General features: G+C 39.9%; 27 protein-coding genes. 13 read left to right on the top strand and 14 right to left on the bottom strand.

Annotated features, from left to right (window positions below):
• Nucleotides 1–371 precede the first annotated feature (371 nt).
• A complete protein-coding gene (locus HUN01_RS21990) occupies nucleotides 372–2,120 on the bottom strand; it encodes a SpoIID/LytB domain-containing protein (RefSeq protein ID WP_420832737.1) in 1,749 nt (582 codons plus the stop codon).
• A 115-nt stretch (nucleotides 2,121–2,235) separates the two neighbouring features.
• Here HUN01_RS21990 and HUN01_RS21995 point away from each other — a divergent pair, with 115 nt between their 5' ends.
• From HUN01_RS21995 to HUN01_RS22010, 4 genes are all read left to right on the top strand, one after another.
• A complete protein-coding gene (locus HUN01_RS21995; RefSeq protein WP_012410090.1) occupies nucleotides 2,236–2,499 on the top strand; it encodes a ParB N-terminal domain-containing protein in 264 nt (87 codons plus the stop codon).
• A gap of 151 nt (nucleotides 2,500–2,650) precedes the next feature.
• On the top strand, nucleotides 2,651–3,142 hold the full coding sequence (locus tag HUN01_RS22000) for a Dps family protein (RefSeq protein WP_181927982.1): 492 nt from the start codon (nucleotides 2,651–2,653) through the stop codon (nucleotides 3,140–3,142).
• 130 nt (nucleotides 3,143–3,272) lie between these two features.
• On the top strand, nucleotides 3,273–3,938 hold the full coding sequence (gene grpE, locus HUN01_RS22005; protein ID WP_181932774.1) for a nucleotide exchange factor GrpE: 666 nt from the start codon (nucleotides 3,273–3,275) through the stop codon (nucleotides 3,936–3,938).
• A gap of 985 nt (nucleotides 3,939–4,923) precedes the next feature.
• Complete coding sequence (locus tag HUN01_RS22010) at nucleotides 4,924–5,250, top strand: STAS domain-containing protein (protein WP_069073387.1); 327 nt, start codon at nucleotides 4,924–4,926, stop codon at nucleotides 5,248–5,250.
• On the opposite strand, the gene HUN01_RS22015 is transcribed toward HUN01_RS22010, so the two are convergent.
• A complete protein-coding gene (locus HUN01_RS22015) occupies nucleotides 5,251–6,387 on the bottom strand; it encodes a PP2C family protein-serine/threonine phosphatase (protein WP_181927983.1) in 1,137 nt (378 codons plus the stop codon).
• A 154-nt stretch (nucleotides 6,388–6,541) separates the two neighbouring features.
• On the bottom strand, nucleotides 6,542–7,309 hold the full coding sequence (locus HUN01_RS22020; RefSeq protein ID WP_181927984.1) for a DUF1350 family protein: 768 nt from the start codon (nucleotides 7,307–7,309) through the stop codon (nucleotides 6,542–6,544).
• A gap of 228 nt (nucleotides 7,310–7,537) precedes the next feature.
• Between HUN01_RS22020 and HUN01_RS22025 the strand changes: the two genes are divergently transcribed.
• Entirely contained in the window at nucleotides 7,538–7,675 is a 138-nt protein-coding gene (locus HUN01_RS22025; RefSeq protein ID WP_181927985.1) for a hypothetical protein, read from the top strand.
• On the opposite strand, the gene HUN01_RS22030 is transcribed toward HUN01_RS22025, so the two are convergent.
• The 6 genes from HUN01_RS22030 to HUN01_RS22055 all read right to left on the bottom strand — a co-directional run bounded on the left by HUN01_RS22030 (nucleotide 7,672) and on the right by HUN01_RS22055 (nucleotide 12,394).
• Nucleotides 7,672–8,391 (bottom strand): hypothetical protein, encoded by a 720-nt coding sequence (locus HUN01_RS22030; RefSeq protein WP_181927986.1) that lies wholly within the window; start codon nucleotides 8,389–8,391, stop codon nucleotides 7,672–7,674. The two genes, HUN01_RS22025 and HUN01_RS22030, sit on opposite strands and share 4 nt — an antisense overlap.
• Before the next feature lie 307 nt (nucleotides 8,392–8,698).
• Nucleotides 8,699–10,630, bottom strand: a complete 1,932-nt coding sequence (locus tag HUN01_RS22035; RefSeq protein ID WP_181927987.1) for a M48 family metallopeptidase — start codon at nucleotides 10,628–10,630, stop codon at nucleotides 8,699–8,701.
• 6 nt (nucleotides 10,631–10,636) lie between these two features.
• On the bottom strand, nucleotides 10,637–11,224 hold the full coding sequence (locus HUN01_RS22040; RefSeq protein WP_181927988.1) for a LemA family protein: 588 nt from the start codon (nucleotides 11,222–11,224) through the stop codon (nucleotides 10,637–10,639).
• 423 nt (nucleotides 11,225–11,647) lie between these two features.
• Entirely contained in the window at nucleotides 11,648–11,890 is a 243-nt protein-coding gene (locus HUN01_RS22045; RefSeq protein ID WP_069073393.1) for a hypothetical protein, read from the bottom strand.
• Between the two features lie 134 nt (nucleotides 11,891–12,024).
• Nucleotides 12,025–12,147: a hypothetical protein gene (locus tag HUN01_RS36225; protein WP_257797996.1), complete on the bottom strand. Its 123-nt coding sequence runs from the start codon at nucleotides 12,145–12,147 to the stop codon at nucleotides 12,025–12,027.
• The gene (locus HUN01_RS22055) at nucleotides 12,134–12,394 is read right to left on the bottom strand and encodes a DUF2281 domain-containing protein (RefSeq protein WP_181927989.1); all 261 of its coding nucleotides are present in this window, start codon (nucleotides 12,392–12,394) and stop codon (nucleotides 12,134–12,136) included. Before HUN01_RS22055 ends, HUN01_RS36225 begins: the two co-directional genes overlap by 14 nt.
• Before the next feature lie 48 nt (nucleotides 12,395–12,442).
• Here HUN01_RS22055 and HUN01_RS22060 point away from each other — a divergent pair, with 48 nt between their 5' ends.
• Nucleotides 12,443–13,468 (top strand): IS701 family transposase, encoded by a 1,026-nt coding sequence (locus HUN01_RS22060; protein ID WP_420832817.1) that lies wholly within the window; start codon nucleotides 12,443–12,445, stop codon nucleotides 13,466–13,468.
• A 208-nt stretch (nucleotides 13,469–13,676) separates the two neighbouring features.
• Here the strand turns inward: HUN01_RS22060 and HUN01_RS22065 are convergent, their stop codons facing one another.
• From HUN01_RS22065 to HUN01_RS22075, 3 genes are all read right to left on the bottom strand, one after another.
• Complete coding sequence (locus HUN01_RS22065) at nucleotides 13,677–14,567, bottom strand: hypothetical protein (RefSeq protein WP_181927990.1); 891 nt, start codon at nucleotides 14,565–14,567, stop codon at nucleotides 13,677–13,679.
• A gap of 136 nt (nucleotides 14,568–14,703) precedes the next feature.
• The gene (locus HUN01_RS22070; protein ID WP_181927991.1) at nucleotides 14,704–15,030 is read right to left on the bottom strand and encodes a hypothetical protein; all 327 of its coding nucleotides are present in this window, start codon (nucleotides 15,028–15,030) and stop codon (nucleotides 14,704–14,706) included.
• 137 nt (nucleotides 15,031–15,167) lie between these two features.
• Nucleotides 15,168–17,381: a phosphoketolase family protein gene (locus tag HUN01_RS22075; protein WP_181927992.1), complete on the bottom strand. Its 2,214-nt coding sequence runs from the start codon at nucleotides 17,379–17,381 to the stop codon at nucleotides 15,168–15,170.
• A 343-nt stretch (nucleotides 17,382–17,724) separates the two neighbouring features.
• On the opposite strand from HUN01_RS22075, the gene HUN01_RS22080 reads away from it, so the two are divergent.
• A complete protein-coding gene (locus tag HUN01_RS22080; protein WP_181927993.1) occupies nucleotides 17,725–19,107 on the top strand; it encodes a cytochrome P450 in 1,383 nt (460 codons plus the stop codon).
• A 344-nt stretch (nucleotides 19,108–19,451) separates the two neighbouring features.
• Here the strand turns inward: HUN01_RS22080 and HUN01_RS22085 are convergent, their stop codons facing one another.
• Both HUN01_RS22085 and HUN01_RS22090 read right to left on the bottom strand, forming a co-directional pair.
• Nucleotides 19,452–19,904: a nuclear transport factor 2 family protein gene (locus HUN01_RS22085; protein ID WP_181927994.1), complete on the bottom strand. Its 453-nt coding sequence runs from the start codon at nucleotides 19,902–19,904 to the stop codon at nucleotides 19,452–19,454.
• A gap of 18 nt (nucleotides 19,905–19,922) precedes the next feature.
• Nucleotides 19,923–20,135 (bottom strand): hypothetical protein, encoded by a 213-nt coding sequence (locus HUN01_RS22090; RefSeq protein ID WP_181927995.1) that lies wholly within the window; start codon nucleotides 20,133–20,135, stop codon nucleotides 19,923–19,925.
• Between the two features lie 106 nt (nucleotides 20,136–20,241).
• Between HUN01_RS22090 and HUN01_RS22095 the strand changes: the two genes are divergently transcribed.
• The 6 genes from HUN01_RS22095 to HUN01_RS22120 all read left to right on the top strand — a co-directional run bounded on the left by HUN01_RS22095 (nucleotide 20,242) and on the right by HUN01_RS22120 (nucleotide 26,388).
• Nucleotides 20,242–20,859 (top strand): TetR/AcrR family transcriptional regulator, encoded by a 618-nt coding sequence (locus HUN01_RS22095; RefSeq protein WP_181927996.1) that lies wholly within the window; start codon nucleotides 20,242–20,244, stop codon nucleotides 20,857–20,859.
• Between the two features lie 25 nt (nucleotides 20,860–20,884).
• Entirely contained in the window at nucleotides 20,885–21,256 is a 372-nt protein-coding gene (locus HUN01_RS22100; protein WP_238845532.1) for a cytochrome P450, read from the top strand.
• Nucleotides 21,257–21,358: 102 nt separating this feature from the next.
• Nucleotides 21,359–22,117 (top strand): LmeA family phospholipid-binding protein, encoded by a 759-nt coding sequence (locus HUN01_RS22105; protein WP_181927997.1) that lies wholly within the window; start codon nucleotides 21,359–21,361, stop codon nucleotides 22,115–22,117.
• A 106-nt stretch (nucleotides 22,118–22,223) separates the two neighbouring features.
• Nucleotides 22,224–23,918 (top strand): beta-carotene ketolase CrtO, encoded by a 1,695-nt coding sequence (gene crtO / locus HUN01_RS22110; RefSeq protein ID WP_181927998.1) that lies wholly within the window; start codon nucleotides 22,224–22,226, stop codon nucleotides 23,916–23,918.
• 690 nt (nucleotides 23,919–24,608) lie between these two features.
• The gene (locus HUN01_RS22115) at nucleotides 24,609–25,352 is read left to right on the top strand and encodes a tetratricopeptide repeat protein (protein ID WP_181927999.1); all 744 of its coding nucleotides are present in this window, start codon (nucleotides 24,609–24,611) and stop codon (nucleotides 25,350–25,352) included.
• Nucleotides 25,353–25,515: 163 nt separating this feature from the next.
• Complete coding sequence (locus HUN01_RS22120; RefSeq protein ID WP_181928000.1) at nucleotides 25,516–26,388, top strand: SDR family oxidoreductase; 873 nt, start codon at nucleotides 25,516–25,518, stop codon at nucleotides 26,386–26,388.
• Nucleotides 26,389–26,695: the final 307 nt, after the last annotated feature.

Here is a 26,695-nt window from a genome sequence, read left to right on the forward strand (position 1 = left end):
AACCATAAACCTCTTGCAAGAGTTACTAATGTTGAAAAAATAGAAGCAGGGCATCTAGGGTAAATACCCTCCCAGTGCCGTTTGTGCCTCTTGAAACGACTTTGACAAAAAGCCTAATTTTCATGTTGAGCAGGAACACAGTAAATGTTGTGTTCCTGCTTAATTTTTGACAGCAATTTTCAGGTATTTAGACCACGACTGAGACGGTCATTGGTCATTAGTCATTGGTGCATATCCTCTTTCTTGTGGACGGAAAAACTTTTTATGCATCTGACTGATTTAAACCACGTTAAATACTAGGTATTGGTATCTCTTGGACTAATGAATGACTTTCGCGTTGCGGTTTGATACTCCAAGTCAGTGTAGGTACTTCACAGCTTAATCTCTTTACTGAGAATTTGAATCTCAGTACCAGGATAGTAGAATTGGAGAATTTTTGGACTTGACCAACCTAGTTTCGCTAAATTTTGAGCGCCTGTTTGACTCAAGCCAACTCCATGTCCTAATCCACCACCAATAAAAGCGTATCCCCAGAGTTCCGGTTTGCCTTTGTTCAGAGGTTCTATGTAAAAAAGCGTACTTGTAGGAGCTGCAAAGGCGCTGCGAACTTCGTCTTTGTGCAGAATAAAGGTGCTGTGATCAGTTTTAACGGCAAGTTCAAGGATACGTCCACTCTGGCTTCGCTTCACTACTGCCATAGCTTGAATTGTCTTAAATTTGGCATGGGGACTGTTTTTCACCTGCAAAAATTTCTGCAAGTCTTTGGTAATATCCTCTAGACGGGTTTCCTTGCGCCAACGAAACACATTCCACTTGCTTTCATTAAATCCTTGTTGCGTATTAATAAATTTTTGGAAGTTCTTTTCATCGGCTAAACTCTGCTTAGATAAATCCCAAAAATTAGTTGCAGCATCCAGTACAGGACGGAGATAGGGACGATCATCGCCATTCCAGACATCACTGAAGGAAGCAGTGACACCACCAGTGGTGGAAGAATACAGGGCGTCTACTAGTTCATTTTTATAGGTTAGTACTTTACCCTTGGTTGAGGCGATCGCTTGGTCTGTTTTGCTAGCTGCTCCCTTCAGCCCATAATAAACTTGGCAGTGAGTATCAGCACATAACTGATAGTTGTCTGCGGCAAACCTGCGTAAATTTCTCAAGGCATAAGTCCGGGCGAGAATTGCCTGGGCTTCCAGCGCCGCTGTTGGTGCATCCGTGCCTATTTCGTAAGGTACAACCCCACGCAAATAAGTTTCTAAAGGTACTTGATTAACTAGAGTGTATGTGCCGTATGCATTTGGCTGCAAATTCAGTCGCCCGGCATAAAGACGAGCATTTTCTGGTTTTTCGCTTTTATTCACCCGAATCAAGTTTTTCTCAGTGCTAATTTCCAAATCATTCGGGCTATAGCGATTGCCATCCACCACCCAACTGACTCGCGGCACTTGTTTTAAAATTTTAGTATCAAGATATACTTTCTCTTTGGTAGAAGCTTGGATGTTTTGTAATAACAAGCGTCGCAGTAAAGGAGTGCTGTAAACATCTCGTTTTGCCCAAACTTGCCAGCGTTCTGGCTGGGCTATTTCCACTTCCATTCCCTGAGAACGCCATTTATTCGCACTGTCTTCTGCTGTTTCAAAAGTGCGGTATGTGCCCAAAATTACCACTTCTTCGACTGCTGGCTGGGGTAAAGCTTGCATGACTGTTTCCAGCTTTACAGGGTTCTTGGTAACTAGGGTTTGCTGCTTATTGCCCGCTTTAAACTTTAGCTTTAAGCGATCGCCTTTTATGGGTTCCAGTTGCAACTTGGCTGTGGCTTCGGCGCCAAATCGCTGCACAATCCCAATTTTAAGTTCCATATCCGGGATGTTGCTCTCAGGCCCAGATGCAGCAGTCAGACCCAATAGACAAAATGTTGTCAGCACAGTGTGGGAAAAACGCCAAAACAAAAATTTCATGGCTACCTGATAGCGTACCCCTACGGGGAAGCAAGCTACGCGAAGCATCTCCAAGAGTTGCGATAGCAAGTAATCTCTCTTAGAAAGCATCTTTTGCCCCTTAATGCTTCGTTGGAGCTGATTTTCCAATTGCTTTGTAGCGCGGTTTTTTTGTCGCATGAGTGCTCCAATGATACCATTACCAATTTTGCCCCAAATACCAGTTGCAAAACGAAGTCATAATGACTATGATTTATTTAGAGGCACAAAACAGAACTAGTTGGATAAACTTTTTATGGTTAGAGTCCAAGAAATTCCATTAAATCAGATAAAACGGCCATTGCCCCGTGCAAACGATCCAAATAAAGTGCAAGCCTTAATGGAATCGATTGCGGAGATTGGGCAGCAAGAACCTATTGATGTCCTAGAAGTAGATGGACAATATTATGGCTTTTCTGGTTGCCATCGGTATGAAGCTTGCCAGCGTTTAGGCAAAGAAACCGTTTTAGCCAGAGTCCGTAAAGCACCCCGCAGCGTTTTGAAAATGCACTTGGCATAGATAATGAGAATTGGGTATGGGGTATTGGGCATTGAAAAGAGGCAGAGGGGCGGGGTGTGGGGGGCAGAGGGGAAAACTATTCTCCCTTTCTCCCTGCTCCCTTGCTTCTTCCCCAGTCCCCAATTACATATAACCTAATTAGGAGAAAATTATGTCATCGAAAGTAACAGTCAAAAATGTAAATATCGGCATTGACGAGGCGAGTAGGGCTAAAATTGCCGAGGGTTTATCTCGCCTGTTGGCTGATACTTATACACTGTATCTGAAAACTCATAACTTCCATTGGAATGTAACGGGGCCGATGTTTCAAACATTGCATTTGATGTTTGAAACCCAGTATACAGAATTAGCCTTAGCAGTTGATTTAATAGCCGAGAGAATTAGAGCGCTTGGCTATCCCGCGCCAGGAACCTACAGCGAATATGCCAAACTCAGTTCGATTCCAGAAACCCCTGGAGTTCCTAAAGCTGTGGAGATGATTAGCTTACTAGTAGAAGGACAAGAAGCCGTAGTCAGAACTGCACGGTCTATTTTTCCTGTGATAGAGGAAGTTAACGACGAACCTACCGCCGATTTATTGACTCAGCGGATGCAAGTACATGAAAAGACAGCTTGGATGTTGAGAAGTTTACTGGAAGAATAGGAAGGGGGAATGGGGAATGGGGAATGGGGAATAGGGAATAGGGAATAGGGAATAGAGAAGAAACTTAATCACTAAATACCAATGCCCCATGCCCAATGCCCCATGCCCAATGCCCAATACCCAATGCCTCATGCCCAATACCCAATACCCAATACCCAATACCCAAAAGTTGCAAGACTTAATGCAACAGGTGGGTATTTCTAGTTTTAAAGCGCTGAGTCGTGCTGCTGGTGTCTCAGAGCGTCAGATTTTGCGGTTACGCCAAGGAAAACTTGAGCAGATGCGGGTAGAGGTGCTGCTCAAGCTGTCGTCAGTACTACAGATGTCATTGAATGAATTAATCACAGCTTTTTCAACCCTAGAGTTGTTACAAGAGCAAAAAGCACCTACTCAGGAATTATTACAAGAAATTGCAGATTTAAGAAGAGAGTACGATCGCTCTCAACTTCAATTAGAACAGCAACGAGAGATATTACTACAAGAACTCCAGCAGTCGAGTTTGCAACTGCTGGAGTCTTTATTATTGCAATGGCCAACAGCAGCACAGAAAGCCCAGGAGAATCCTCAGCTAGCAGCAGTCAAAATAGTCCCGTTGGTACAGAAACCCTTGGAAAAGCTTTTACAGGCGTGGGGAGTGGAAGCGATCGCACCTGTAGGAGCAGAATTATCTTATGACCCCCAACTGCACCAATTGATGGAGGGTATAGCACAACCTGGAGAAAAAGTCAAAGTCCGCTACACTGGCTACCTTCAAGGTGAAAAGTTGCTTTACAGAGCCAAAGTGAGTCCGGTTTGAGGGATGTTAGGAGTTAGGAGTTAAAAATTCATAACTCTTTACTTTTTGTGTTGTCTGTTGAGAAATGACAGATATTGGGAATACTAAAAATAGCAGAGGCGATCGCCTCAGAGAACTTCTTTTAGGGCATTGGTGTAGCTTCGAGCTTGCTTGGCGCTGTTGAAACCGAAACTTTTGGCTCTAGAGCGGCAGTTTAGAGGTAAATTATTTCAATTATGTAAGTAATTGGACATAAATAAACGTAGATGCTAGTTACTATCATAAGTATTCAGTATTCAACAAAGGATTATATCCACTAATGATTCTGATATGAAACCCCGATAGTTGAGTAATTTTCATAGTATTTTTGCTTGTAGTACTGAATTGGGGGCTAGAGCAGGGGAAAATTTGGTGTGTCATGCAGACCCGTCGTTAAATTGGAGAATAATCGATACCTACCACCCAGGCAATGCGATCGCTACAACCCATTGAATTTTGAATTGTTTAATCACGACTATCATTATGAGGTTTATTGGAGAACCTCAGTTTTGCAAAAATATTTGGGAAATAATCTGAAAAGCAGCAACTTCAGCTTGTAGATCAGTATATACCTACGTCAATGAGATGCAAGCAAGCAGGCATTAAAAAAATCAACCTATATGAAGAAACATCAAATCAGCAAACTACTGAAAAATCAGTCATTCCATCTGTTTTACAAAAATCAACATACATGAGTTTTACTATACCGACTTGCTTACCTTCTTTATTTGTAATTGGTCTGTTCCTACTAAAAAAACTATACTTGTATTGAGATAATGATTTTTTTGTGATTACAAAAAATCAGATAGAAATGTTTATAATTAATCTTTATACATCCTAAGTAATTATCAATTATTACTCAATATGTAATCTTAGATTTTATTTTGCAAGCATTTTTAAATGTTCTATGATGGGTATATAATAGCGACATCAGAGCATCATTTACACAAATCAACGTGACATAATCATGAGAGAACAAGTAAAAGTTATTAAGCTCAGTGGTAATTTAAACGCCACAACTTCACAAGAATTTCGACAAAATATCACTGATGTTATAGAAAATGGCGCAAAAATTGTGTTAGTTGATTTTAAAGATGTAACGTTTATGGATAGTTCAGGTTTGGGAGCTTTAGTCTTAGCTTTCAAAACCTTGCGAGCAGCGGATACAAAGCTTGTTCTATGCTCAATTAATGAGCAAGTCAGAATATTATTTGAACTGACTAACATGGATAAAGTATTTGAAATATTTCCCAGTCAAGATGCATTTAATCAGGTTTTACTTTCCAAGACATAACTAATCAAACTTTATTTGCAAAATCGATAAATCATCATCAAAAGCATCTTTGGAGTTCAGGGCAATTAAATAACTCAGTACGTGATCAAGTTGGCTATCAACAGGGTTTTGTAAGCTAACTAGTAGCTGAATAAAAGCATCTAAACTCCAAAGTGTACCATCTGATTTAGTGATTTCATAAGCGCCGTCACTAAAAATGTAAAGGGTACTGAATTTTTCAATATTGCAAAAACCATCAATATATTTTGCCTCTGGAAACATGCCGACTGGCATACCGGGGGTTTTTAAGAGTTTAACTTCAGACTTCCTTGGAGATGTGCCGGTTACTAAAACTGCTGGTGGATGACCTGCACTAGCATAAATTAACTGGCGATTAATTCGGTTGTAAACTCCGTACCAAATCGTAAAATATTTGTCATTTTGATAATTCATCTGGAAGGTATCATTTAAAGCCTTCAATACATCACTAGGTTGATAGTAATTTAAACCTTTGAGCGCACGGGAACGCAACAGATTCAGCACTGAGACAGAGGGAAGAGTCGCTTTGAGTCCATGTCCGGCAGTATCGAGTAAGTAAATTGCCAGATAATCATCATCGAGCCAATAGTAATCGAAACAGTCACCGCCGAGTTGTCGCGAGGGAATAAATCGGAAATTTATATTGAATGGTTCAGTCATCGAAAAAGGCAGCAGCGATCGCACATATTCTGCTGCTTCTGACATTTCTGATTCTAAAAGCAACTTTTGAGCCTGCAAATCTCTACTTAATTGATGCAAGCGTAATCCCGCTCTTACCCGTGCTTGTAATTCATTATGCTCAATAGGTTTGGAGATAAAATCATCGGCACCAGCATCTAAACCTTTGACACAATCAGCAACGGAATCTAAGGATGTTAATAAAATAAAGAATGTGGTAAAAAATTTGGGGTCTGTTTTAATGTGGTGGCAAACTTCCAGTCCGGTCAAACCCGGCATGATCCAATCACAAATAATTAGTGCAGGACGGTAAGCCAGTGCCTTTTCTATTCCTTCCTCGCCGCTACTGGCTGTAACTACCTCATAACCCTGTTTTTCCAACATCCTTTTCAGGAGTATTTTTATTGAATAATCGTCATCAATTATTAGTATTTGAAACATAGAAAGTTGTAAGAAACACTCATTAATAATTTGCTGTAAAAATAGAAAATAAAAATACTATATGGGCTAGTTAGTTAGTAGTACATTTGGATTATACTACTAACTAATTTTTCTTTCTGCGTCGAATTAATGACTGTTTAGCAGTCATAAAAAACTATGGCGCTGCGAGAGGATTTAACCACAAGAGGATGGTGGTTTTTAGCTGGTTTAAGTCACGGTATGCTTCTTGCTTAAACCATTGCCCTAATGCATCAAAGGGGGTGAAAGATGTTCCAGTTTGCCATTTTATGTCTTGACCTAGAGGTGTTGTATGATTTCCTGGTAACGTTTGTGCTGTCACCATGTCATCAAAACGTTCTTGTAAGATTTTGGTTAAAGCTGTCGACTGATCAATGGTGTCATTACTAAATTTTATTAATAAATTGCGCCGGATATTGTAACGAGATTGGACAAGCTTGTTAGTTTCCAAGGGTGAGGGGGTAAACTCGATTTTCAAAGTAGAATTGAACTGTTCTACTAAGGGGATAGCTTCTTTCGCGGCATAGTTGTTGAAGGATATTAAAATATTGCCTGCGCGTTCTACTTTAAAGAGGCTACCAATCAGCAAGTGAAGTTTACAGCCCATACTATGTCCAATGCCGTAGATGGGAAAGTAAAGCTTGCGTAATGCCCCAGAGTCTTGTAAACGTTCGAGGGTGCGGTCAAAATTTAGCAGCACGGATTTTGCGATCGCAGTATGATCCAATGTATTGACGAAAGGCGTAGCAATTACAACATAACCTTTACTTGCCAGTTGTTCGAGTAACCAGCGATAAGTGATGTGCGGTGCAGTTGCGACAAATGCACCTCCCAAAAAATGAACGATACCTATGGGATTTCGGGGAATGATTACCCAGTTGCCTCTGACTTCTTTCCAGTCCATGCTAATGAGCGATCGCTTTAGGAATATTCTTTATGTTAGACCGGGGATCGCAACCGTGGGAAGGATTATGGAAAAAGCTATTGAGGATGTCTCTAATCCAACAGCGTCTATGGACTTATCTAGAGCATCTATACTTTTGCCAACTCTTTTTAAATCTCCATTACCAAACTTAATTACGTTAGCATAGCAGTAGTGACTATGCGGGCGTCACTACGAATTACGAATTACGTGAGCGCAGCAGTAGCGAGTCCGCGTACTCTTACTCTTAAGCAAGCTGCGCTTTTGGCGTTTGTCTTTGCTACGCAACGCTACCGCGAACGACACGCTGTTCGCGTTCGTAGAGAGCGTTATTACGAATTATCTTAACGCTGAGTTTGTAATCTTTTCATTTCGTCTTGTACATCTAATGCAATCTGCAATGCTTCGTTGAGTAACCTTCCATGCTCAGTAGCCTGTTCCGTTACTTGCATGGCTGTTAAAGTCGCTAAATTGTTGACGAATAGTTCTGTATTACTAAGAATAAAGCTCTTATTTTGCCTCAAAATTCTTTCTGTTTTCAAAGCGCGAACTAAATCACTTTTGGTGAGTTTAAGTGCTTCGATAACACCCTCTCTTTCTTTTATAATAACTTCTGGATTACCAGCTTCTTCTATTTGATCGTTGATATCTATTACTCTAATCACAGTATTATATCTATTAACCTCATTTAACAGTATTTGTAGAGATTTTGTCATATTATTTTTGACAATTTTACTTCTAGTTTTCCATATTAAATACAAGATAGTTTGCGTAAGACCACCAACCCAAAAACTTAAGATAATTAACAATATCCAAGATGGAATTGTTACCCATTTCACAAAAATTTTAATGATTATATCAAATAAAATATACACGAAAACAAATGTAGAAAAACCAATAAAAACAACAGTCGCTCCCTCAGAACTTTTGATTTTTTGTATATATATCTTTGCTAATATCTTCAGAGGATTTGTAATGATTAAAATATCCTCGTTAACAGGTAAATTAGTCAGCTTTTGTAGTTCATCCTGACTAATTTCCAAGCCCTGTAAATCATCCCGCACAGCTTTTTAACCCTTGCCAGAATAGTTATTTAATCTAATATAGCAATCAAATTTCTGGAATGCTGGCATTTTGTCCAAACTTTATCAGGCAAATTAATACTTCTAGGCAATGTAATTTTTTTTGTACAATATGATACTCTTTTGCCAAGATGACTATTTATACTATAAGAGTAACTAGAACGAAAATAAATCAATTGCCTTTGTCCTAGTAAACAAACATTTACAACTATAAGAAAAATTAATGCAAAAGTCCGCAAAAACGGACTTTTTTTGTTTAGTTATAAATAATCGTGTCTCACTAATTACATTAAGTTCGTTTTAGAGAAGATTGTTTCTGTTTTGAAATGCCACGCTGAGTGTTTAAAAATGGGGGGATGGGACAGTCTAGCGTCATGGCGATCGCTCTGAGTAAATCTGCTTCTGATGAAGTAACTTTGTTATCTAATAGTACTGTGTGGGCGCAGGCATCAACTATAGTCTGTTTGAGTTTGGGACTCGCAAGGCGCAGGCGCTCAATACTCTTCTTGAGTTCAGTGAAATTGCAGGTTAGTGGTATTTCTGGTTTTTCTTGCTCTCCAGCTTTGGGAAGTCGAAAAACTCCAGAACGAAAAGCATAGGTGATATCTTCGGTGTGGGCATCGGGTTGGGAATGTCCAACGCGGGCAATTACGGACAGTACTAATAGACTATCTGGCCAAATCTGTTCGATGGAGGTGAATTCTACCGTTGTAGGCGAGGTGGGATTTATACTGGGTTGGAGCCGATGCCACAGTATTAACTGCAACACAAAATGCCACAGTGATAAACTTCCGGTGGCTACAGCTAAACCGTGGACGCATTTGCACAGTCTTTGGCATTCTTTGGCAGAATTTTGGCGTAATATGGGTACTGCCAAATCCACAAGTGGTAAGCGAATGCTGGGATCTAACTGGCTAATTTCGCTACTAAATTCCAGGGTTTTTTCTACCAACTCAGTAGGCTGCACCTCGCGTAACCAAGCAATTTGACGTTCTTTGATCTCGATATTTTCTGTATCTAACGCTAGCGCAAAAGCGATCGCCATTGCACTTTCCTGCTCCCGTACACCCAAGCGCAGGGATTCCGGTAACTGCGATAACAGCGCTTGAGCATGGGCAAAATGCTCTGGTGTAACGCTTCCAACTTGGTTTACAACCTTTGCTGGCGTGGCGCTTGAACCACCAGCAAAGCCCATCGTTAGAGATTCCTGGGAAGGAGAACGCATCTGATTGCGAGATGGCATTGCTGCTAAATTGCTGACGTTTAAACCCCCAACCCGGCGAATACGTTCTGTTAGGGGTGGGTGGGTAGAAAACATATTTTCCCAGAAAGAGGGGTTGAGGGCATTGCCAAAAAACATGTGGCTAGCGGCTTCTGCTCCTGGCGAAATCAAGCGTGAATCCATCTGTTGGAGTTTTTGGAAGACTCCGGTAAGTCCATTGGGGTTGCGAGTGAATTGTACTGCTGACGCATCGGCGAGAAATTCGCGTTGGCGAGAGACTGCGGCTTTAATTAGGCGTCCGCAGAGTAAGCCGATACCGCCAATTGCCATTAGTGCTAAACCAAAAGCCCAGATAGGTAAACCCTTATCTTCCTTTCCTAAACGGAAGGTATCACGAAGGCGCCACAGCAATTCTCCAGTTATGTAAATGAACAAAATCCCGTGGAGTAGTCCCACCAAACGCAAATTTAGCCGCATATCTCCATTGAGAATATGACTGAATTCGTGGCCGATAACTCCTTGTAACTCATCCCGGCTCAGATGTTGCAAAGTTCCACGGGTAACTCCAATTACAGCATCATTGGGCGTAAATCCGGCAGCAAAGGCATTAATCCCGGTTTCTCTCTCCAAGAGATAAACTTGTGGCACGGAAATACCAGAAGCGATCGCCATTTCCTCGACAATATTTAATAGTTGTCGCCCTTGTTCATCGGCTGTATCTGGGAGTAAGAGTCTTCCCCCCAACTCCTGGGCAATGACGCTTCCTCCTTGACGGAGACAGGCAATTTTATAGAGGCTTCCCAGTGCGATCGCAACTATTGTAATCCCAGCCACGTAGAGAAATATCCCTGGATGCCACCAAACACGGGGAGCCATGCGGAAAAGAAATAAAGTGGCAATATAAATCGCCATAATCATGACTGCGATCGACAGGGAAAATAACCCGATTAATTGTTGCGTATTTTGGCGTGCCCGATCCTGATGTTCAAAGAAATTCATAGACACCTAAAAAGACACGCGTGGAGCATTTCTTATTTCTGGAGTAGCTTCGGCGAGCAATTCTGCAACAGTAAAGTTAAAAGTATTTGCCACAAGATTGCTAGGGAAGGATTCGCTCTTGGTGTTGTAAAGTGTCACCGCGTCATTAAAAGCCTGACGGGCAAAAGCAATCCGGTTTTCAGTGGAAGATAATTCTTCCATTACCTGAGTCATGGCGCGATCGGCTTTCAATTCTGGATAAGATTCTGAAAGTACCATCAAGCGACTTAACGCACCCGTTAGCGCCCCTTCAGCATTGCCCAATTGTTGCATCGCTTGAGGATCGCCGGGATTTTGCACAGCACGACTGCTAGCATTAATTGCAGAATTCCGGGCGGCAATAACTGCTTCTAAGGTTTCTCGTTCATGTTTCATGTACCCCTTGGCAGTTTCCACCAAGTTGGGAATTAAATCATAGCGGCGCTGTAATTGAACGTCGATTTGAGAGTAAGCATTTTTGTACCGATTGCGATACTTGACTAAATCGTTGTAGGAATTAATGATAATTACAGCAACAATGGCAACTAAAGCAACAGAAAATATTAAAAGCCCCATATTTTTAGATTATTTCCATTAGCTACTGACTTTATATCCAGCAAAATTTGTGTGGATATAAAGATGAGTCTACTTGTAGCAAGTTGGCTTCGTCGTCTGTAAAATTAGTTACGCAATTGCACTGAGCTAGATAGGTTATAAGATTTTTTAAATAACCACAGAAAGAAACACAAAAACAAGATAAATAATTTCTAACAATTCCAAACTTTTGTGAACTTTATCGTCTGTCCTTTCTTTCTCTGTGTACCTTGCGCCTATGTGGTGATTAAAAATTGTAGTCAGAGTAAGTTACCCATGCAATACTTGTCGGTTAAGGGGAAAAGGGGAAGGGGAAAGGGGAAAGAAAAAACCTTTAACCTTTACCCTTTAACCTTTTCCCCAAACCCAATTCCGAGTTAAAAATCCTTAACCGAGCAGTATTGGTTACCCATGAATATGAAGAAATAGGGAATAACCACTGGCAGCAAAAATAAAAAGGATGGCGGCAGGAAAAATTATTACATCCCTAACAATAAATAAAATCCAATCTTTTCTTAGTTCTTGTTTAAACTTAAGTTCTCTCAGTTTTCGCTCAAGTTCTACGTCTTCTTGCGACTGCAAATTTTCAGGTGAGGTAATTAGTGGATTGTCGCCTTTGTGGGCAATTATTTTTGATAAATCTGTCATGGTGTTTAGATAGCAAGAATTTCACAGTGTTAATATGCTTATTTTTGCTAAGTTTTTAAGGCAGAGTCCAATTTTCCAGTTTTAATCCGTTGATGTGTTCGTAGTGACAGTTAGCAAAAGATAACAGGTTTCTGTTACAACACACCATGTTGTATTAAAGGTTCATTATATTGTTTTAAAGCTTGTTTTGCTCTCTCGTGGTGAGTGTCTTTTTTATCAATAAGAGCTAACCAAAATCCTGTATCAACGATGATCATATTTTTTATCTAATGTATTAGATAAAACTTCTTTATATGTGGTTGATAAATTTTCTTCCACAGAACAACAACCAATTAATCCAATTTCATCAAACTTTTCATAGAGACTTTTTTTCTGACTATGATTTTCTGATTCTGATTGAGGATACCGCTTTTTGAGTAACTGAATAAAATCAAGTAGTAATATTTGAGCTTCTTCTGGTAAAGTATCAATATCTCTAGGACTTACGCATTGACAGAATAACAAAATAGTGAATTCATAAATAAGGGTCGTCTACTTTACAGGTATCGGACAATTAGAGAAATTACTAAACCATCGACAGGACAATGCAATCTAGACCTCTACACCTTATTTCTGCTGTCAGAGCCAAAGTTTGGGGGGTGCAGTAGGTTGGCAGAGATATTGGGAGACGTTTCACATGATAGTGTGAATCGGTTTTTGTTGAGAGAGAGATACGAACCGAAAGATTTATTCAACATAGTAGAGAAAATCATTAACTTGGTAGGAGGGATACTAAGTGTAGACGATACAGTTATAGAAAAAATTTACAGTGACCCAAAAAATGCCGAATTAATCAGTTATTTTTGGTCAGGAAAAGCCCATAAAGCTATTATTGGCTTAAATTTAATAACTTTATATTACAGCGATACTAACGGTAATTCAGTCCCAATAAATTACAGAATATATGACAAAAAGGAGGAGAAAACAAAAAACGATTATTTTCGAGAAATGGTGAGTGAAATAATAAGCTGGGGAGTCAAGCCAAGAATAGTAACAGGAGATAGTTGGTATTCAGGAGTAGAAAATTTAAAATTTCTAAAAAACCAGAAATTGGGTTTTCTATTCGGGATTGAAAAAAATAGAACTGTCTCAAATGAGCCGCATAAGTATTGCCAGGTAAGTACTTTAGTGATTCCAGAGTCAGGATTAAGAACTCATCTGAAAGAATTTGGATTTATAAAGTTGTTTAGGAAAGACTTCAAGAAAGAAGACTCTAGACACTATATTTTGTATGTTCCAGATGAGGAAAGAATCAAGGATATAACCAGAAATGAATTTATCACAATTCATGATACCCATTGGGGAATCGAAACCTTTCATCGAGCCATCAAACAAGTATGTGGAATTTGTCGGTTCATGGTTAGGGATACCTATGCAATCAAGACTCACATATTTTGTTCACTTCAAGCTTTTATTAGATTGGAGTTTATGCGGTCTGAAAAAATAATTAGCAATTGGTACGAAGTACAACGGAATATGTTCACATTAGTTGTACGTGAGCATATTTTTGCAAACCTTAACAGTGATGGCATTATCTAGACTCCATAGATGATTCTTTTTGTCAATGCGTAAGTCCTAATCTCTATATATTTCTTCAAATTTTATAAGCATAATTAACTTCTAAGATTGAGGAAAATAGTATGACCTTATTATAGACTGTTTTTCAAGCGATCGCATCTGAGAAATTTATAATTTATCAAGGTATACAACTGAATAAAGTTTTATATTTTAAAATATATGCAAATATTTATACAAAAAGCTTTAGTGGATGATTCATCTGTGTTATTTTATCTGGTAAATGCTCATGTTTTAACTTCTGCATCTCTTCTTTAAAAGTTTTCTGAACGATTTTGACGATTAAAGCTTCCAAATCTGCGACTGTCAAACCATTTAGAAGCTGATCTGATGAAGCTTGGAAATTTTGCATAGAAAATATTTCTGCATCTTGCTGTATTAGTGTGACTGATGGTTTCTTCTCTAGCTCAGAGTAATTTAATGATTCACTTTTAATCATATTTTCAGTTATTATAGGATTTTTTGGATTCCAATTTGACACAATTTCAAAATAACCTGCGGCATCTTCTAAACAATACTCAAACATATTTAATAATATATCTATCCAACCGCTTTTTCGTAAAAATACTTTTCTGGGATTCTTACGAAAATAACTACCACCAATCTTTTTATTTACTTTAATTTCAAGGTGTTCAAACAAACCATTTAAACCTTTATAGCCATATAATTGTGAATAATCTCTAAAATCAAATAATTTTATTTCATTAACGTTTGAATGTATGGCTAGAGCTTTCGATCTATTTCTCAACGTTATCAGATCACTATTTTTTATATTGAAGCCAATAAATATTTTATTTTTAAATCTTTCAATATCTTTTATGATTTCCTCAACAAGTTGATTTTCCTCAGATTCAAATTCTAAAAACTTAATTTTTATATATTGTTGCTTACTTGTTTTGAGAAGCCGAGTAATGGTGTATCCATATATTTTTTGTACTGCTTTTCCCTGTACCTGTAAATAATCCGGCCAAAATTCTAAGTCAAGAAAAACCAAATCATAGATAGAACCATTAGAAAAGTTATTGATAAATTGCCCATCAATCTTGACCTCTATCTTATACATAAAATACTTTGGGGATTATTTACATATTAAAAATATACAAAAAAATAATTACAATCAAAACAGGATATACACGTATTGAACCGCTAATCTATTTGCGTTTATCTGCGTGCATATGCTGTTAGAAATTCAGAATTTTCTAGTTACACAACCTTACTGAATGCACTAATACGATCGCACCTTTCCTCAATCCTCTACAGTCAATCCATGAAACGCCATATTTTCTATAAAATGTATCGCGCTTTGTTCTGGCTTGTAAATAAATCAAGTTTTGAACTCGTAAACTAACTTTTGCGACTCGTAAAGCAGCTTTTATGACTTGTAAAGCAGCTTTTATGACTTGTAAAGCACCTTTTATGACTTGTAAAGCACCTTTTATGACTTGTAAAGCACCTTTTATGACTTGTAAACCAGCTTTTGTGACTCGTAAACTAGCTTTTGTGACTCGTAAACCAGCTTTTGTCAACGGATTTCAGCAAATTTACCCCCATTTTTCTGTCTGCTAAGTTCTCTTCAATAAAAAAACGCAAATATACGCATTTCAACGCCATTTTCAGCGTTTATATACGTATAAATGCGATAAAAGTGGAAACTATTCCAGATTTAATGCACTAACGCGATCGCACGTTTTGTTAACGCTTCAGCAGTCAATCCATTAAATGCCATCAACTCGCCAGCACTAGCTGTAGTCTCTCCACGCTTCCAAGCAAAGGTGTCACGCTTCGCTGTACTCCGCAACAAAATTGGTTCTAGCATCGCCGCAGCACCACCAGTAACAGCAATTAACGCATCACCATCAAATAATTCGGCAAATTTAGCATCATCTAAGAAACCGCCTTCGGCTTGGGAACAGGTATCCCACGCAGTATCATCGTTACGGTACAATTGCCGAGGATTTATCACAGAAACTATCTTCACACCAATACCTTCAGTTTCTAAGAAAGCAGCAGCTTCAAATACTGGTATTAATGTTAAGTCGCCAATTACAGCAAATACAACTTGTTTATCACCAGCGACTTCATGTAATAGCACCGCACCATCGCGCAACCCTTGACGAGTTTGTTCTAAAGTTGTGCGAATTGGTAACGGCGATTTACTAGCTGTAATCACAACTCCCTTATTCTTAGTTTTCAACGCCCAATCATAACAAGCTTGAATACTATTAGCATCAGGCGGAAATAATGGGAAAACATTTCCATTTCGCATCAACGAAGCAAAGTAAGCTTCAATTTCTGGACGTTGGTGAGTCCAACCGTTACGCCCTTGCTCTAATGCACCTGCTGTGAATAAAGTAATAGTTGAGGGAGTTGGACGGCGCAATTCTGCCATTGCTTGGGTTACAGTTTGCCAAATTGGTAATCCGTTGATGGCAAAAGATTCGTATGAACACCACAAAGTTCTCGCACCCATTAACGCTAAACCCGCAGCTAAACCGGCGCAAGCATCTTCACTCAATGGTTCATAAACTTGTCCGTTTGGTGCTTGATTATATAAGTCGTCGGTTGTGGGATGGATAATCTTTAATGCTTGGTTGATGTTGGCAATTCCAGATGCTTCGTTACCGTCGGCGTTGGTGACAAGGAAATTCTGATCTTTCTTTCCAACTATTCCTACCAATCGTCCCATCGCGGTTGTGGAAACTTTTGGTTCGCCACCAACTGCATATTCTTCTAAAGGTAATTCGCCTAATTCTGGTAATGGGAATTCAAATTCTGTCACCACAGTTTTCGCTGCTGGGCCACCACCGGCGCGTTCGGCATTTGTTCTTACTAATTGCCAAGCTTCCGCAGACAAAGCACGGGTTTGCAATGCACTAATAATATGCGGCGCATCCAGCGTATCTTTAGGATACAAGTTGTGAGATTTTGCACCCCGCGCGTGAACTCCTGCACCTTTGAGTTGTTTAATAATGAAGACGGTAAGTTTACCACCGAGTGCAAAACGCGCGGCTTTATCTACACCCGAAAGTACTGCTTGAGTAAATTCTAGGCGTTTCTCAAAAGAAAAAGCTGTACTATCAACGTAATCCCCTGGTTGGTTTTGATCGTCAAAGTCTTTGGCATCCACTAACACCACTTCATCAAAACCGTTACCTTGCCAATATGCTTGCATCTGTTCGTTGGTTTTGAGGGAAATCATGCTGTGATGTTCTTGGCTGTAACCGTTCCACACCAACACTGGTAAAAAGTTGGTGACAGCAGGATAAGCAGTATGGAAATGTGCGATCGCACTTACAATATAAGGCTCACCCAATCCACCATCCCCAACTGTGAAGGGGAACAACTTATCTTTGTGTAACAGTGCAGCCGCCATTGCAAAGTGTTGCCCTTGTCCCAAAGGCCCCGCAGGTGCGAGAATACCGGGGATGAAACCGGAAAGGTGTCCTAGTAATCCGTGCTTTTCTCGGAAGCGATCGCGCAATTGTTGGACTGTAAAAATTCCCATGTCTTCTAGCGAACGATCCAAGAACATGGCACTATAAAATCCGGGGGCGTGGTGTCCGACTTCGGTAATAATGTTCTTGTATCCCAGCATGACAAGAGATGCATAAGCTTCTGCTTGGCTGGCGAATCCGCCGGGATGCCCAGAGGCTTTACTACCAGTAACTTGTAAAGTCAGGTAGCGTAAGGCATCGGCAGCTAGTAAAGTTTGATATACGGCTGCTTTGTCTGTGGTAGATGCGATCGCTATTTTTCCCGACTCAATAGCAGGTTTTGCACCATGAATTTCAAAATCTGGTAACGCTTCACCAAAATATTGAATCCCTTCAGAAAAATTGGGAAGCGCTGAAGATGCCTTTGCGGAGATTGCAGTCATGCTGAGTACCTTGTGACGATTAAGTGAAACTGTCTGACTTTTCACGGTATCTGGGGAACCTCTCTCTAAATCTTTCTCCTTTTAGGAGAGAGACTTTGAATTTTCCCCCTTCCCGCGTCGGGAAGGGGGTTAGGGGGTTAGGTTTTTCGTAGGCTTTTCCAGATGACATGAAAATTCAGATAAAACTGTAGATGCTCGTTGAATTTAACAAAAATTTTACATCTTCGAGGTTGTAACAGTTTATTGCTTTTTTGCAACGTTAGAATAAGTACTTTAAATGGTTAGGCAACCAGAATTTCGGTTAGTTTAAGTAGCAAAAAAATATTAAGTAGCAAAAAAATTTATGAAATTCCCAAACGGCCCTAAAACTCCAGCAGTTTTACAGATGGTGCGCTGGATTGTTAATCCGATGTCATTTATGGAGGATTGTGCCAAAAGCTATGGCGAGATTTTTACTCTCAGATTAGACAACAATCTTCCTCCTTTGGTGATTGTTAGCAATCCTCAAGCGCAACAGCAAATTTTGACAACTGATACCAAGGAATTAGAAGCCCCTGGTGATCTGAATCAGGTGTTTGAACCTTTGCTGGGCAAGCGTTCTGTAATTAGCATTAGCGGCACAGAACACCAGCGTCAACGCCAGTTGTTAATGCCTCCCTTTCACGGCGAAAGAATGCGGAATTATAGCGAGGTGATTACTGATGTCACTCAAAAAGTCATCAGCCAATACCAGATAGGTAAACCCTTTAATATTCGGTCTGCAACCCAAGCCATTACCTTGCGGGTGATTATGCAAGCTGTGTTTGGTCTACATGAAGGGCCTCGCGCCGAAAAACTACAGAAATTTTTGGGCGATCTTTTAGAAAAAGCCAGTTCTCGGTTAAGTGTGGCTTTGCTTTATTTTCCAGCTTTGCAAAGGGATTTTGGCCCGATTAACTTCTGGGGAAAACAGATGCGCCTTCAGCAAGAAGCTGACGAACTCATCTACGAAGAAATTCGGGAACGTCGAGAACAACCAGATTCATCACGCACAGATATTCTTAGCTTACTGATGGCTGCTAGGGATGAAGTAGGTCAACCCATGACTGATGAAGAGTTGCGCGATGAATTGATGACTCTGTTAGTTGCCGGTCACGAAACCACAGCGACAGCCTTAGCATGGGCATTATACTGGATTCACAAAGTACCGTCAGTGCGCCAAAAGCTACTGCAAGAATTAGATGGCTTGGGCGATAACCCAGACCCCAGCACAGTTTTCAAGTTACCCTATCTCAATGCTGTTTGTTCAGAGACATTGCGGATTTACCCAGTAGGTATAGTTACTTTCCCCAGAAAAGTAAGAACACCAATATCGCTAGGCGGCTACGAACTAGAACCGGGTACAGTCCTACTTGGTTCTATTTATTTGACCCACCAACGGGAAGATATTTATCCAGAACCTAAGCAGTTTAAGCCAGAACGTTTTTTAGAACGGCAATTTTCTGCCTATGAATATTTGCCCTTTGGCGGTGGTGCAAGACGTTGTATTGGTCTAGCATTTGCCCAGTTGGAAATGAAGCTAGCACTTGCTCAAATCCTTTCTAGCCTGGAATTAGAACTAGTTGACAATGGTGAAGTGCGACCTAAACGCCGTGGTTTGGTGACAGGGCCAGATCGTCCTATTGAGATGGTTGTCACGAGTCAACGTCAGGTGAAGTCTCCCATTTTACAGACAACCACTGCTTGATGCTGGGGGGTTTAATGGTTGCGTTCAGCAAATTTTAAACTTCCATCTATACATTTAGATAGATTTTAAATGCTTGATCGCTCGCGGCAAGCGTTGGTTGCACTCGACAATCCACTCGAACTGTTCTTTTGACATCGCTGGCGTGACCATTGAAGTCAAGAGGGTATTGAGCCGATATACAAGCAAAAAGCAGCAAGATGGTCTGAAAACCCTACTGTATAAAGTTTGAGCGTTTTTCAAAAACAACTACTAAATAAATACGACCAAAGGGCTATCTTTCAAACATCGATAATTCCGGCTGTGCTGCTAGGATTTTTGATGTTTCTGTAAAATTGACTACCCCGTTAGTCTTCGATTGGAGGTGCAGAAGCTTCCGCTATGCCGTAAGCTGATAAACGCTTCAATAAAGCTTCAACTAATTGTGTATCCAAGTAAGCATGGATGTATACAGCTTTGCCCCACCGCATCTTAATGATATGAACTCCCTCATTAACATACTCTGAACCATCTGCGGGCATGGCGGTATCAACCCACTCCACAGCAATTGTTGTGTCCCAAGGAAACCCGCTAACAACAATGTTTTTAATCTCAAATTCTAATTTGGGGGACAAAATATAAAGACGCTGAAACCATTGCCGCATTGCCTCAACACTATGACGAGTTCCACTCAGGGCATGAGTGCCACTAAAGGTATGAGTAATTGAAGGCGAAACACCTTGCAGAACTGATTCATAATCACCGTGGTTCAAAGACTCAAAGCTTTTCTTGACAAACTGACGAACAAAATAGGTGTACATCCTTCTAGCTCCTTCCAACTAAGCTTTTGTTTGGTTCTGAAATGAACTCAGAAATTGTTTTATTTGATATCCTTTCCACATCCACAGTCCAGTCAGAGTCAAGACTGGAATAATCAATATCCGCATAGATAGGAGAAACTCAGCTTGATTCCGCCAAGGAGAATAAACAAAGGTTCCAATTGCCACAGAACTGATGAGATGAATCCATCGGAGGAGATTTCGTTCTTTCATAGTTTTATATGTTTACGCTGACAACATTAATCTACCGCCTTATGTTTCTACCGTCAACATACTTGAGCTAAAATTTAGGCATCCTGTATATGCCTGATCACAACTGATGTCAGAACGAGAACCTTATCATCATGGAGATTTGCGCCAAGCCCTCATTGCTGCTGCTTTAGAACTTATTTCTGAGAAGAATGTTGAAGGGGTTTCTCTACGAGAGGTGGCGCGTCGAGTCGGTGTCTCTCATGCAGCTCCCTATCGGCACTTTGCGGATAAAGAGTCTCTGTTGGCCGCTGTAGCAAAAGATGGATTTCAAATGTTGCATCACAAATTGGAAGAGGCAATTCAAAACTCATCTGCTGATCCTGTGCAGCAGATACAGGATAGTGGGGTTGCCTACATAACATTCGCCCTTGAACATCCTTCGCACTATGATTTGATGTTTGGTGCTTATCGCTCATCTTCTGCTCAACAAAATCCTGAGTTGGAATATGCTGCAAGACTTGTCTTCATGGTTCTGGTTGGTGCGATTGCACGGGGACAGCAGTCAGGGGTGATTCGGGTAGATGATTCTGAACAATTAGCCTTGACAGCTTGGGCATTAGTACATGGTTGGGCAAAGCTGTGGATAGATGGTAAAATTCCTTTCTGTGCCACTCAATCCACTCATCATCTCGCTGTCTTCGTTACCCAGATATTAGTTGAAGGACTAGCTAAAACCGAAACTTAGTACTTACTTACTTATATAAAATAGAGTGGAAATTATCGGACATAAATTTACATCAGAAACAGTTTTAGTTCCTTGTATTTATTTAGCACATCGCCGAGCCGAGACTTACCCAGAACCAGAACAGTTTCGGCCAGAAAGATTCCTCAACCAAAAATTTTCACCTTACGAATATTTACCCTTTTGTGGAGGTTATCGCGGTTGCATTGGTGCGGCATTTTGCATGTATGAACTAAAATTAGTAACAGCCATAATATTATCGAATTTTCAACTAACCCTTACTGATAAACGTCCAGTGTATCCAGTCCGTCGTGGTATTACCATTGTCCCTAGCGGCGGTGTAAAAATGGTTGTTACCAAAAAGGCAAAACTTAAAAGACAAACAATACTTTCTACTTAATTACTCAATCCTCCAATTTGTATATACCGCAATGTAGATCCGCTCCTTAGCATCCAGCCTTTACAGTAAATAGTAAGAGGATATTTAGGAGACTACTAATTAATGCCTGATCAGCATGGATTTGAAGAGAAAATTATATCTCAAGAAGCTGAAAAAAGAATAGCCGAAAAGCTAGATGAAGTAGAAGAAATAGAAATAGATGTACAAACCGATCTATTGAAAATAGTTCAGGGACAGGCAGATGGAGTTTCCTTTGCAGGCCAAGGGTTAGTAATCCAAGAAGATATTCGCGTACAGGAAATAACACTGCAAACAGATAGTATTGCTATCAATCCCTTCAGCGCTATTTTTGGTCAAATAGAACTCAATGAGCCAGTAAATGCCATAGCTCGCATTATAGTTACAGAAGTAGATATTAACCGCGCTTTGGCATCAGACTTTGCTCGTAGCTGGATGCAAAATTTTGAGTTGAATGTAGATGGTGAAATTGTGAGTTTTGAGCCGGAAGAAATTCAGGTATTTTTACCTGGCGATGGCAAAATAGAATGTAAAGGAAAAGTGTTATTAAAGGAAATGGGAAACACTCGCCCTTTAGCTTACACTGCGATCGCTCGTCCACGAACTCATTCACAACCAGCTATGCTGGAGAGTTTTAACTGCACTGAGGGAGAGGGTGTTTCAATAGAATTAATTGCAGCATTCATCCAGAAAGCTAAAGAACTGATGAATCTACCATCTTTAAAATGGGAGGATATAGCATTTTCTATTAAAGATATAGAAGTAGAAATCGGTAGTTTAATACTTATGATAGAAACTCAAGTGCGACAAATACCATCATCGTCAAGTTTCCTATCTCCTTAGTAGTATTTGCACTGATTAAAGATAATTTTTGTAACTAGGGAGTGATGTAAATTTATTAAAAGTTTTATAAGCTTTTAAAGGCTACTTATTTTTTGAAATAACAACTATGCAAGAGTATGATGTTGTGCTGATTGGTGCTGGACATAATGGGCTAGTTTGTGCAGCTTACTTGCTAAAAGCTGGTTATAGCGTCCTGTTACTAGAAAAGCGTTCTGTACCAGGTGGTGCAGCAACAACTGAAGAGTGTTTACCCCAAGAAGCACCTGGATTTAAATTCAATTTGTGTGCTATTGACCATGAATTTATTCACTTAGGGCCAGTTGTTGAAGAATTAGAACTAGAAAAATACGGCTTGCATTATTTGGAGTGTGATCCAGTTGTTTTCTGTCCTCATCCTGATGGCAAGTATTTCTTAGGACATAAGTCGGTGGAAAAGACTTGTGCAGAAATCGCTCGTTACAATGAACGTGATGCTAAAAAATACGCCGAATTTGTAGACTTTTGGCAGCGAGCGCTAGGTGCAATGATTCCTATGTTTAACGCACCGCCAAAATCAGTTATAGACATTCTTGGTAACTACGACATCACCAAACTGAAAGATTTAGTTTCAGTTATTGGTTCCCCTAACAAAACGCTGGACTTCATTCGCACAATGTTAAACAGCGCCGAGGATTTACTTAACGAGTGGTTTGATGAGGAATTTTTGAAAGCGCCACTAGCCAGACTAGCATCAGAACTTGGTGCGCCACCATCACAAAAAACCCTTGCCATTGGTGCAATCATGATGGCAATGCGCCACAATCCGGGGATGGCCAGACCTCGCGGCGGAACTGGCGCACTTGTGCAAGCTTTGGTGAATTTAGTCACAAGTAAAGGTGGCGTTATTCTCACAGATCAACACGTGGAAAAAGTTTTAATTGATGATGGTAAAGCTGTAGGTGTGCGAGTAGCTGGTGGTAAAGAATATCGCGCCAAATACGGGGTTATTTCTAATATTGATGCCAAGCGGTTGTTCTTACAAATGACAGATAAAAGTGATGTTGATGGAGCCGATCCAAATTTGTGGGAAAGATTAGAACGCCGCATCGTTAACAACAACGAAACTATCCTCAAAATAGATTTGGCTTTAGATGAACCACTGCGCTTTCCATATCACGCTCACAAAGACGAATATCTCGTTGGTTCTATCTTGATTGCCGATTCCGTAGCTCATGTAGAACAAGCTCATAGTAAATGCACCTTGGGAGAGATTCCTGATGCTGATCCATCAATGTATGTGGTGATGCCTAGTTATTTAGACCCCACATTAGCGCCACCTGGCAAGCACACTGTATGGATTGAGTATTTCGCCCCTTATCAAATTGTCGGTGCAGAAGGTACTGGTTTAAAAGGTACTGGTTGGACAGATGAATTGAAAAACAAAGTTGCAGATAGAGTGATTGATAAGTTGGCAGACTATGCACCGAATGTCAAGAATGCAACTATCGCCCGTCGTGTAGAAAGTCCAGCAGAACTAGGGGAAAGATTAGGTGCGTACAAAGGGAATTATTACCATGTTGACATGACCCTAGATCAGATGATATTTTTCCGTCCCTTACCAGAAATAGCCAACTACAAAACGCCAATTGAAAACTTATTTTTGACTGGTGCAGGAACTCATCCAGGTGGTTCAATTTCGGGAATGCCGGGACGCAATTGTGCGCGTGTATTTTTGCAGGCGAAACATCCTATTAGCCAAACTTTAAAGGATGCTCGTGATTCGATTAAGTCAACTGTCGAGTCAGTATTTGGTATCATTTAAAATTTGCAAAATAGAGCCGATTGTCATCTATTTTGTGCCTTTGTGTCTTGATACTGAAAATATGATTTCGGTATCACAAAGACATGAAGGCATGCTGTCGTGCCTAAAAGTTGCACTTTCAGGAATTCTGTCATCTGCTATAGTCGATAATTTTTTGGAAAATATTACTCAACTTTAACGTTTATAAATGTAACGCCGATATCCACCATTGTTAATCAACACTTGGCATCCTCCCACCGAAAAATGATAAGCTGATGCGCTTTGAAGTCGCATAGTTTCAATCGCAATAAAGATGCAAAGACGCAATTTGAATGATGATTAGCTTAGATAATTGCTTGACATGATGAAGCAATTAACATCATTGTTTAGTAAAAAGCTAGTATGATCGCACCCTTGTTCATCAAATGAGAAATTTACCAGATGAGTGCGATGCCTACGACGGGCGTAGCTGCGGCAACTTAAAACAACACAAATTATAGGTTTTTGAGCGAGATAGATTCAAAGGAATTGCTTTAAGTGTATTTAATATGATAATGTAATGTACGCTTGATTTTCATAAGCTTATATGCATCGTAAACCAAGTTATTTCTCAAAAAATAAGGAAATTAATGGGTAAAAAGTAGTGTATTTTGATAATGATAAAAAAATAAACAACTTTTAACATCATCTTATAAATTTTGTAGGTACAGCATGGTTTTTCGGCGCTACTTAGTTGCATCTAACTTAATAGTTTTCTTAGCATTTGGCTGTAGTGGTGGGGCAAACTCATCTACACAAAATACCAAACAAGTTGTGCAAGAAAGTAATGTAACTCAACTTTTCATAGAAGCAAAGGTTACGCAAAAAGCAGAAGATTTCTTTCATCAAGGTAATAATTTATTAGATGGACAGCGTTACGAAGATGCAATAAAAGCTTATGATAAAGCGATCGCCATCAAAGCTGAGAGTCCCGAAGCTTGGATTAACCGTGGCATTGGCTTAACATCGTTGCAACGCTACAAAGAGGCTCTCGCATCCTACGATACTGCGATCGCTATCAAACCCGACAAATATGAAGCCTGGTATAATCGTGGTATAGCTTTGACATCGTTGCAACGCTACAAAGATGCGATCGCATCTTACGACAAAGCGATCGCCATCCAACCCGACAAATACGAAGCCTTAATTAACCGAGGCATAGCTCTGACAAAGCTACACCGCTACAAAGATGCTATCGGATCTTATGATAGAGCGATCGCTATCAAGCAAGACTTGCACCAAGCATATTACAACAAAGCTTGCTCTTATGCTTTACAAAGTAATCTGGAATTAGCAATTAAGAACCTAGACAAAGCAATCCAACTTGTTCCTGAGAAATATAAAAAATTAGCAAAAACTGACCCAGACTTTAACAAAGTGCGTAGTAAAAAGCAGTTTCAGGAATTGCTGCAATAGTCTGTTGTAAACACCGCTCAGTGTAGAATATAAGCCAATACAGTTCAGATAAGACCAAAACACTTGTAGAGACGGCGATTTATCGCGTCTATATAAACCCAAGCGTATTAGAATATAAGCCTGCTGTAGAAAGGTATTTTTCTTGAGCGGTTTACAATTAGACATGAAAAAATTGTTAATCACCGGGGCAAGTGGTTTCTTAGGATGGCATCTTTGCCAGCTTGCAAAAGAAGAATGGGAGATTTATGGCACGTATTTATCCCATCCTTTAGAGATTCCTGGCATGAAAATGCTAAAAGCGAACTTAACAAATTTTCAGGAATTGAAACGTATCTTTAATGATGTCAAACCAGAAGCAGTTATTCATACTGCTGCACATTCGCAACCAAATTTCTGTCAAACTAACCCTAAAGAATCACACGCAATTAATGTTATCGCATCCTGCAATATTGCCGGACTCTGCGCGGATAATTCTATTCCTTGTGCTTTTACCTCAACAGACTTAGTTTTTGATGGCTTAAATGCCCCCTACGAAGAAACAGATGCCGTGTGTCCTGTCAATCTTTACGGTGAGCAAAAAGCGATCGCAGAAGCAGATATGCTAGAAAGGTATCCCATGACCGCAGTGTGTCGAATGCCATTGATGTTTGGTGCAGAAACACCCACAGCGAAAAGTTTTATTCAGCCATTTATTCAAACTTTAAAAGCCGAAGAAGAAGTAAGTTTATTTACAGATGAATTTCGCACACCAGTAAGTGGAACAACTGCCGCCACAGGACTTTTATTAGCATTAGAAAAAGTTAACGGCATTATTCACTTAGGTGGTAAAGAACGGATTTCACGGTATGATTTTGGACAGATATTAGTGGAAGTATTTCAACTTTCTGCCACCAAGCTCAAATCTTGCCGACAACAAGATGTGAAAATGGCAGCACCTAGACCAGCAGATGTTTCTTTGGATAGTTCTAAAGCTTTTGCATTGGGGTATCAACCTTTATCTATAAGGGAAGAATTAGAGGCAATACAATTCAGTTAAGGCTAAGTGTTAAAACTAAAAACGTAAATAGGCTATTTTGGGATGCGATTATCTCCGGAACGCTATATGAACGCAACGGAAAACCTGGCTTTATTGATAATTTAACCCTTCCTAATACAAATTTTGTATGAAGCTGCATAGAATTAGATCCCCCCTAGCCCCCCTTAAAAAGGGGGGAACTGGAAAAATAAGTAATCGCACAGAATTATTTACACATAAGTTTCCAGTCTGGATAAGGGTTTCATGCCTTAATTTTGTGAATTAATTTTGTTTAACTACTTATCTATCAAAGTCCCCCTTTTTAAGG

This window comes from Nostoc edaphicum CCNP1411, from assembly GCF_014023275.1.
Taxonomy (GTDB): Bacteria; Cyanobacteriota; Cyanobacteriia; order Cyanobacteriales; family Nostocaceae; genus Nostoc; species Nostoc edaphicum_A.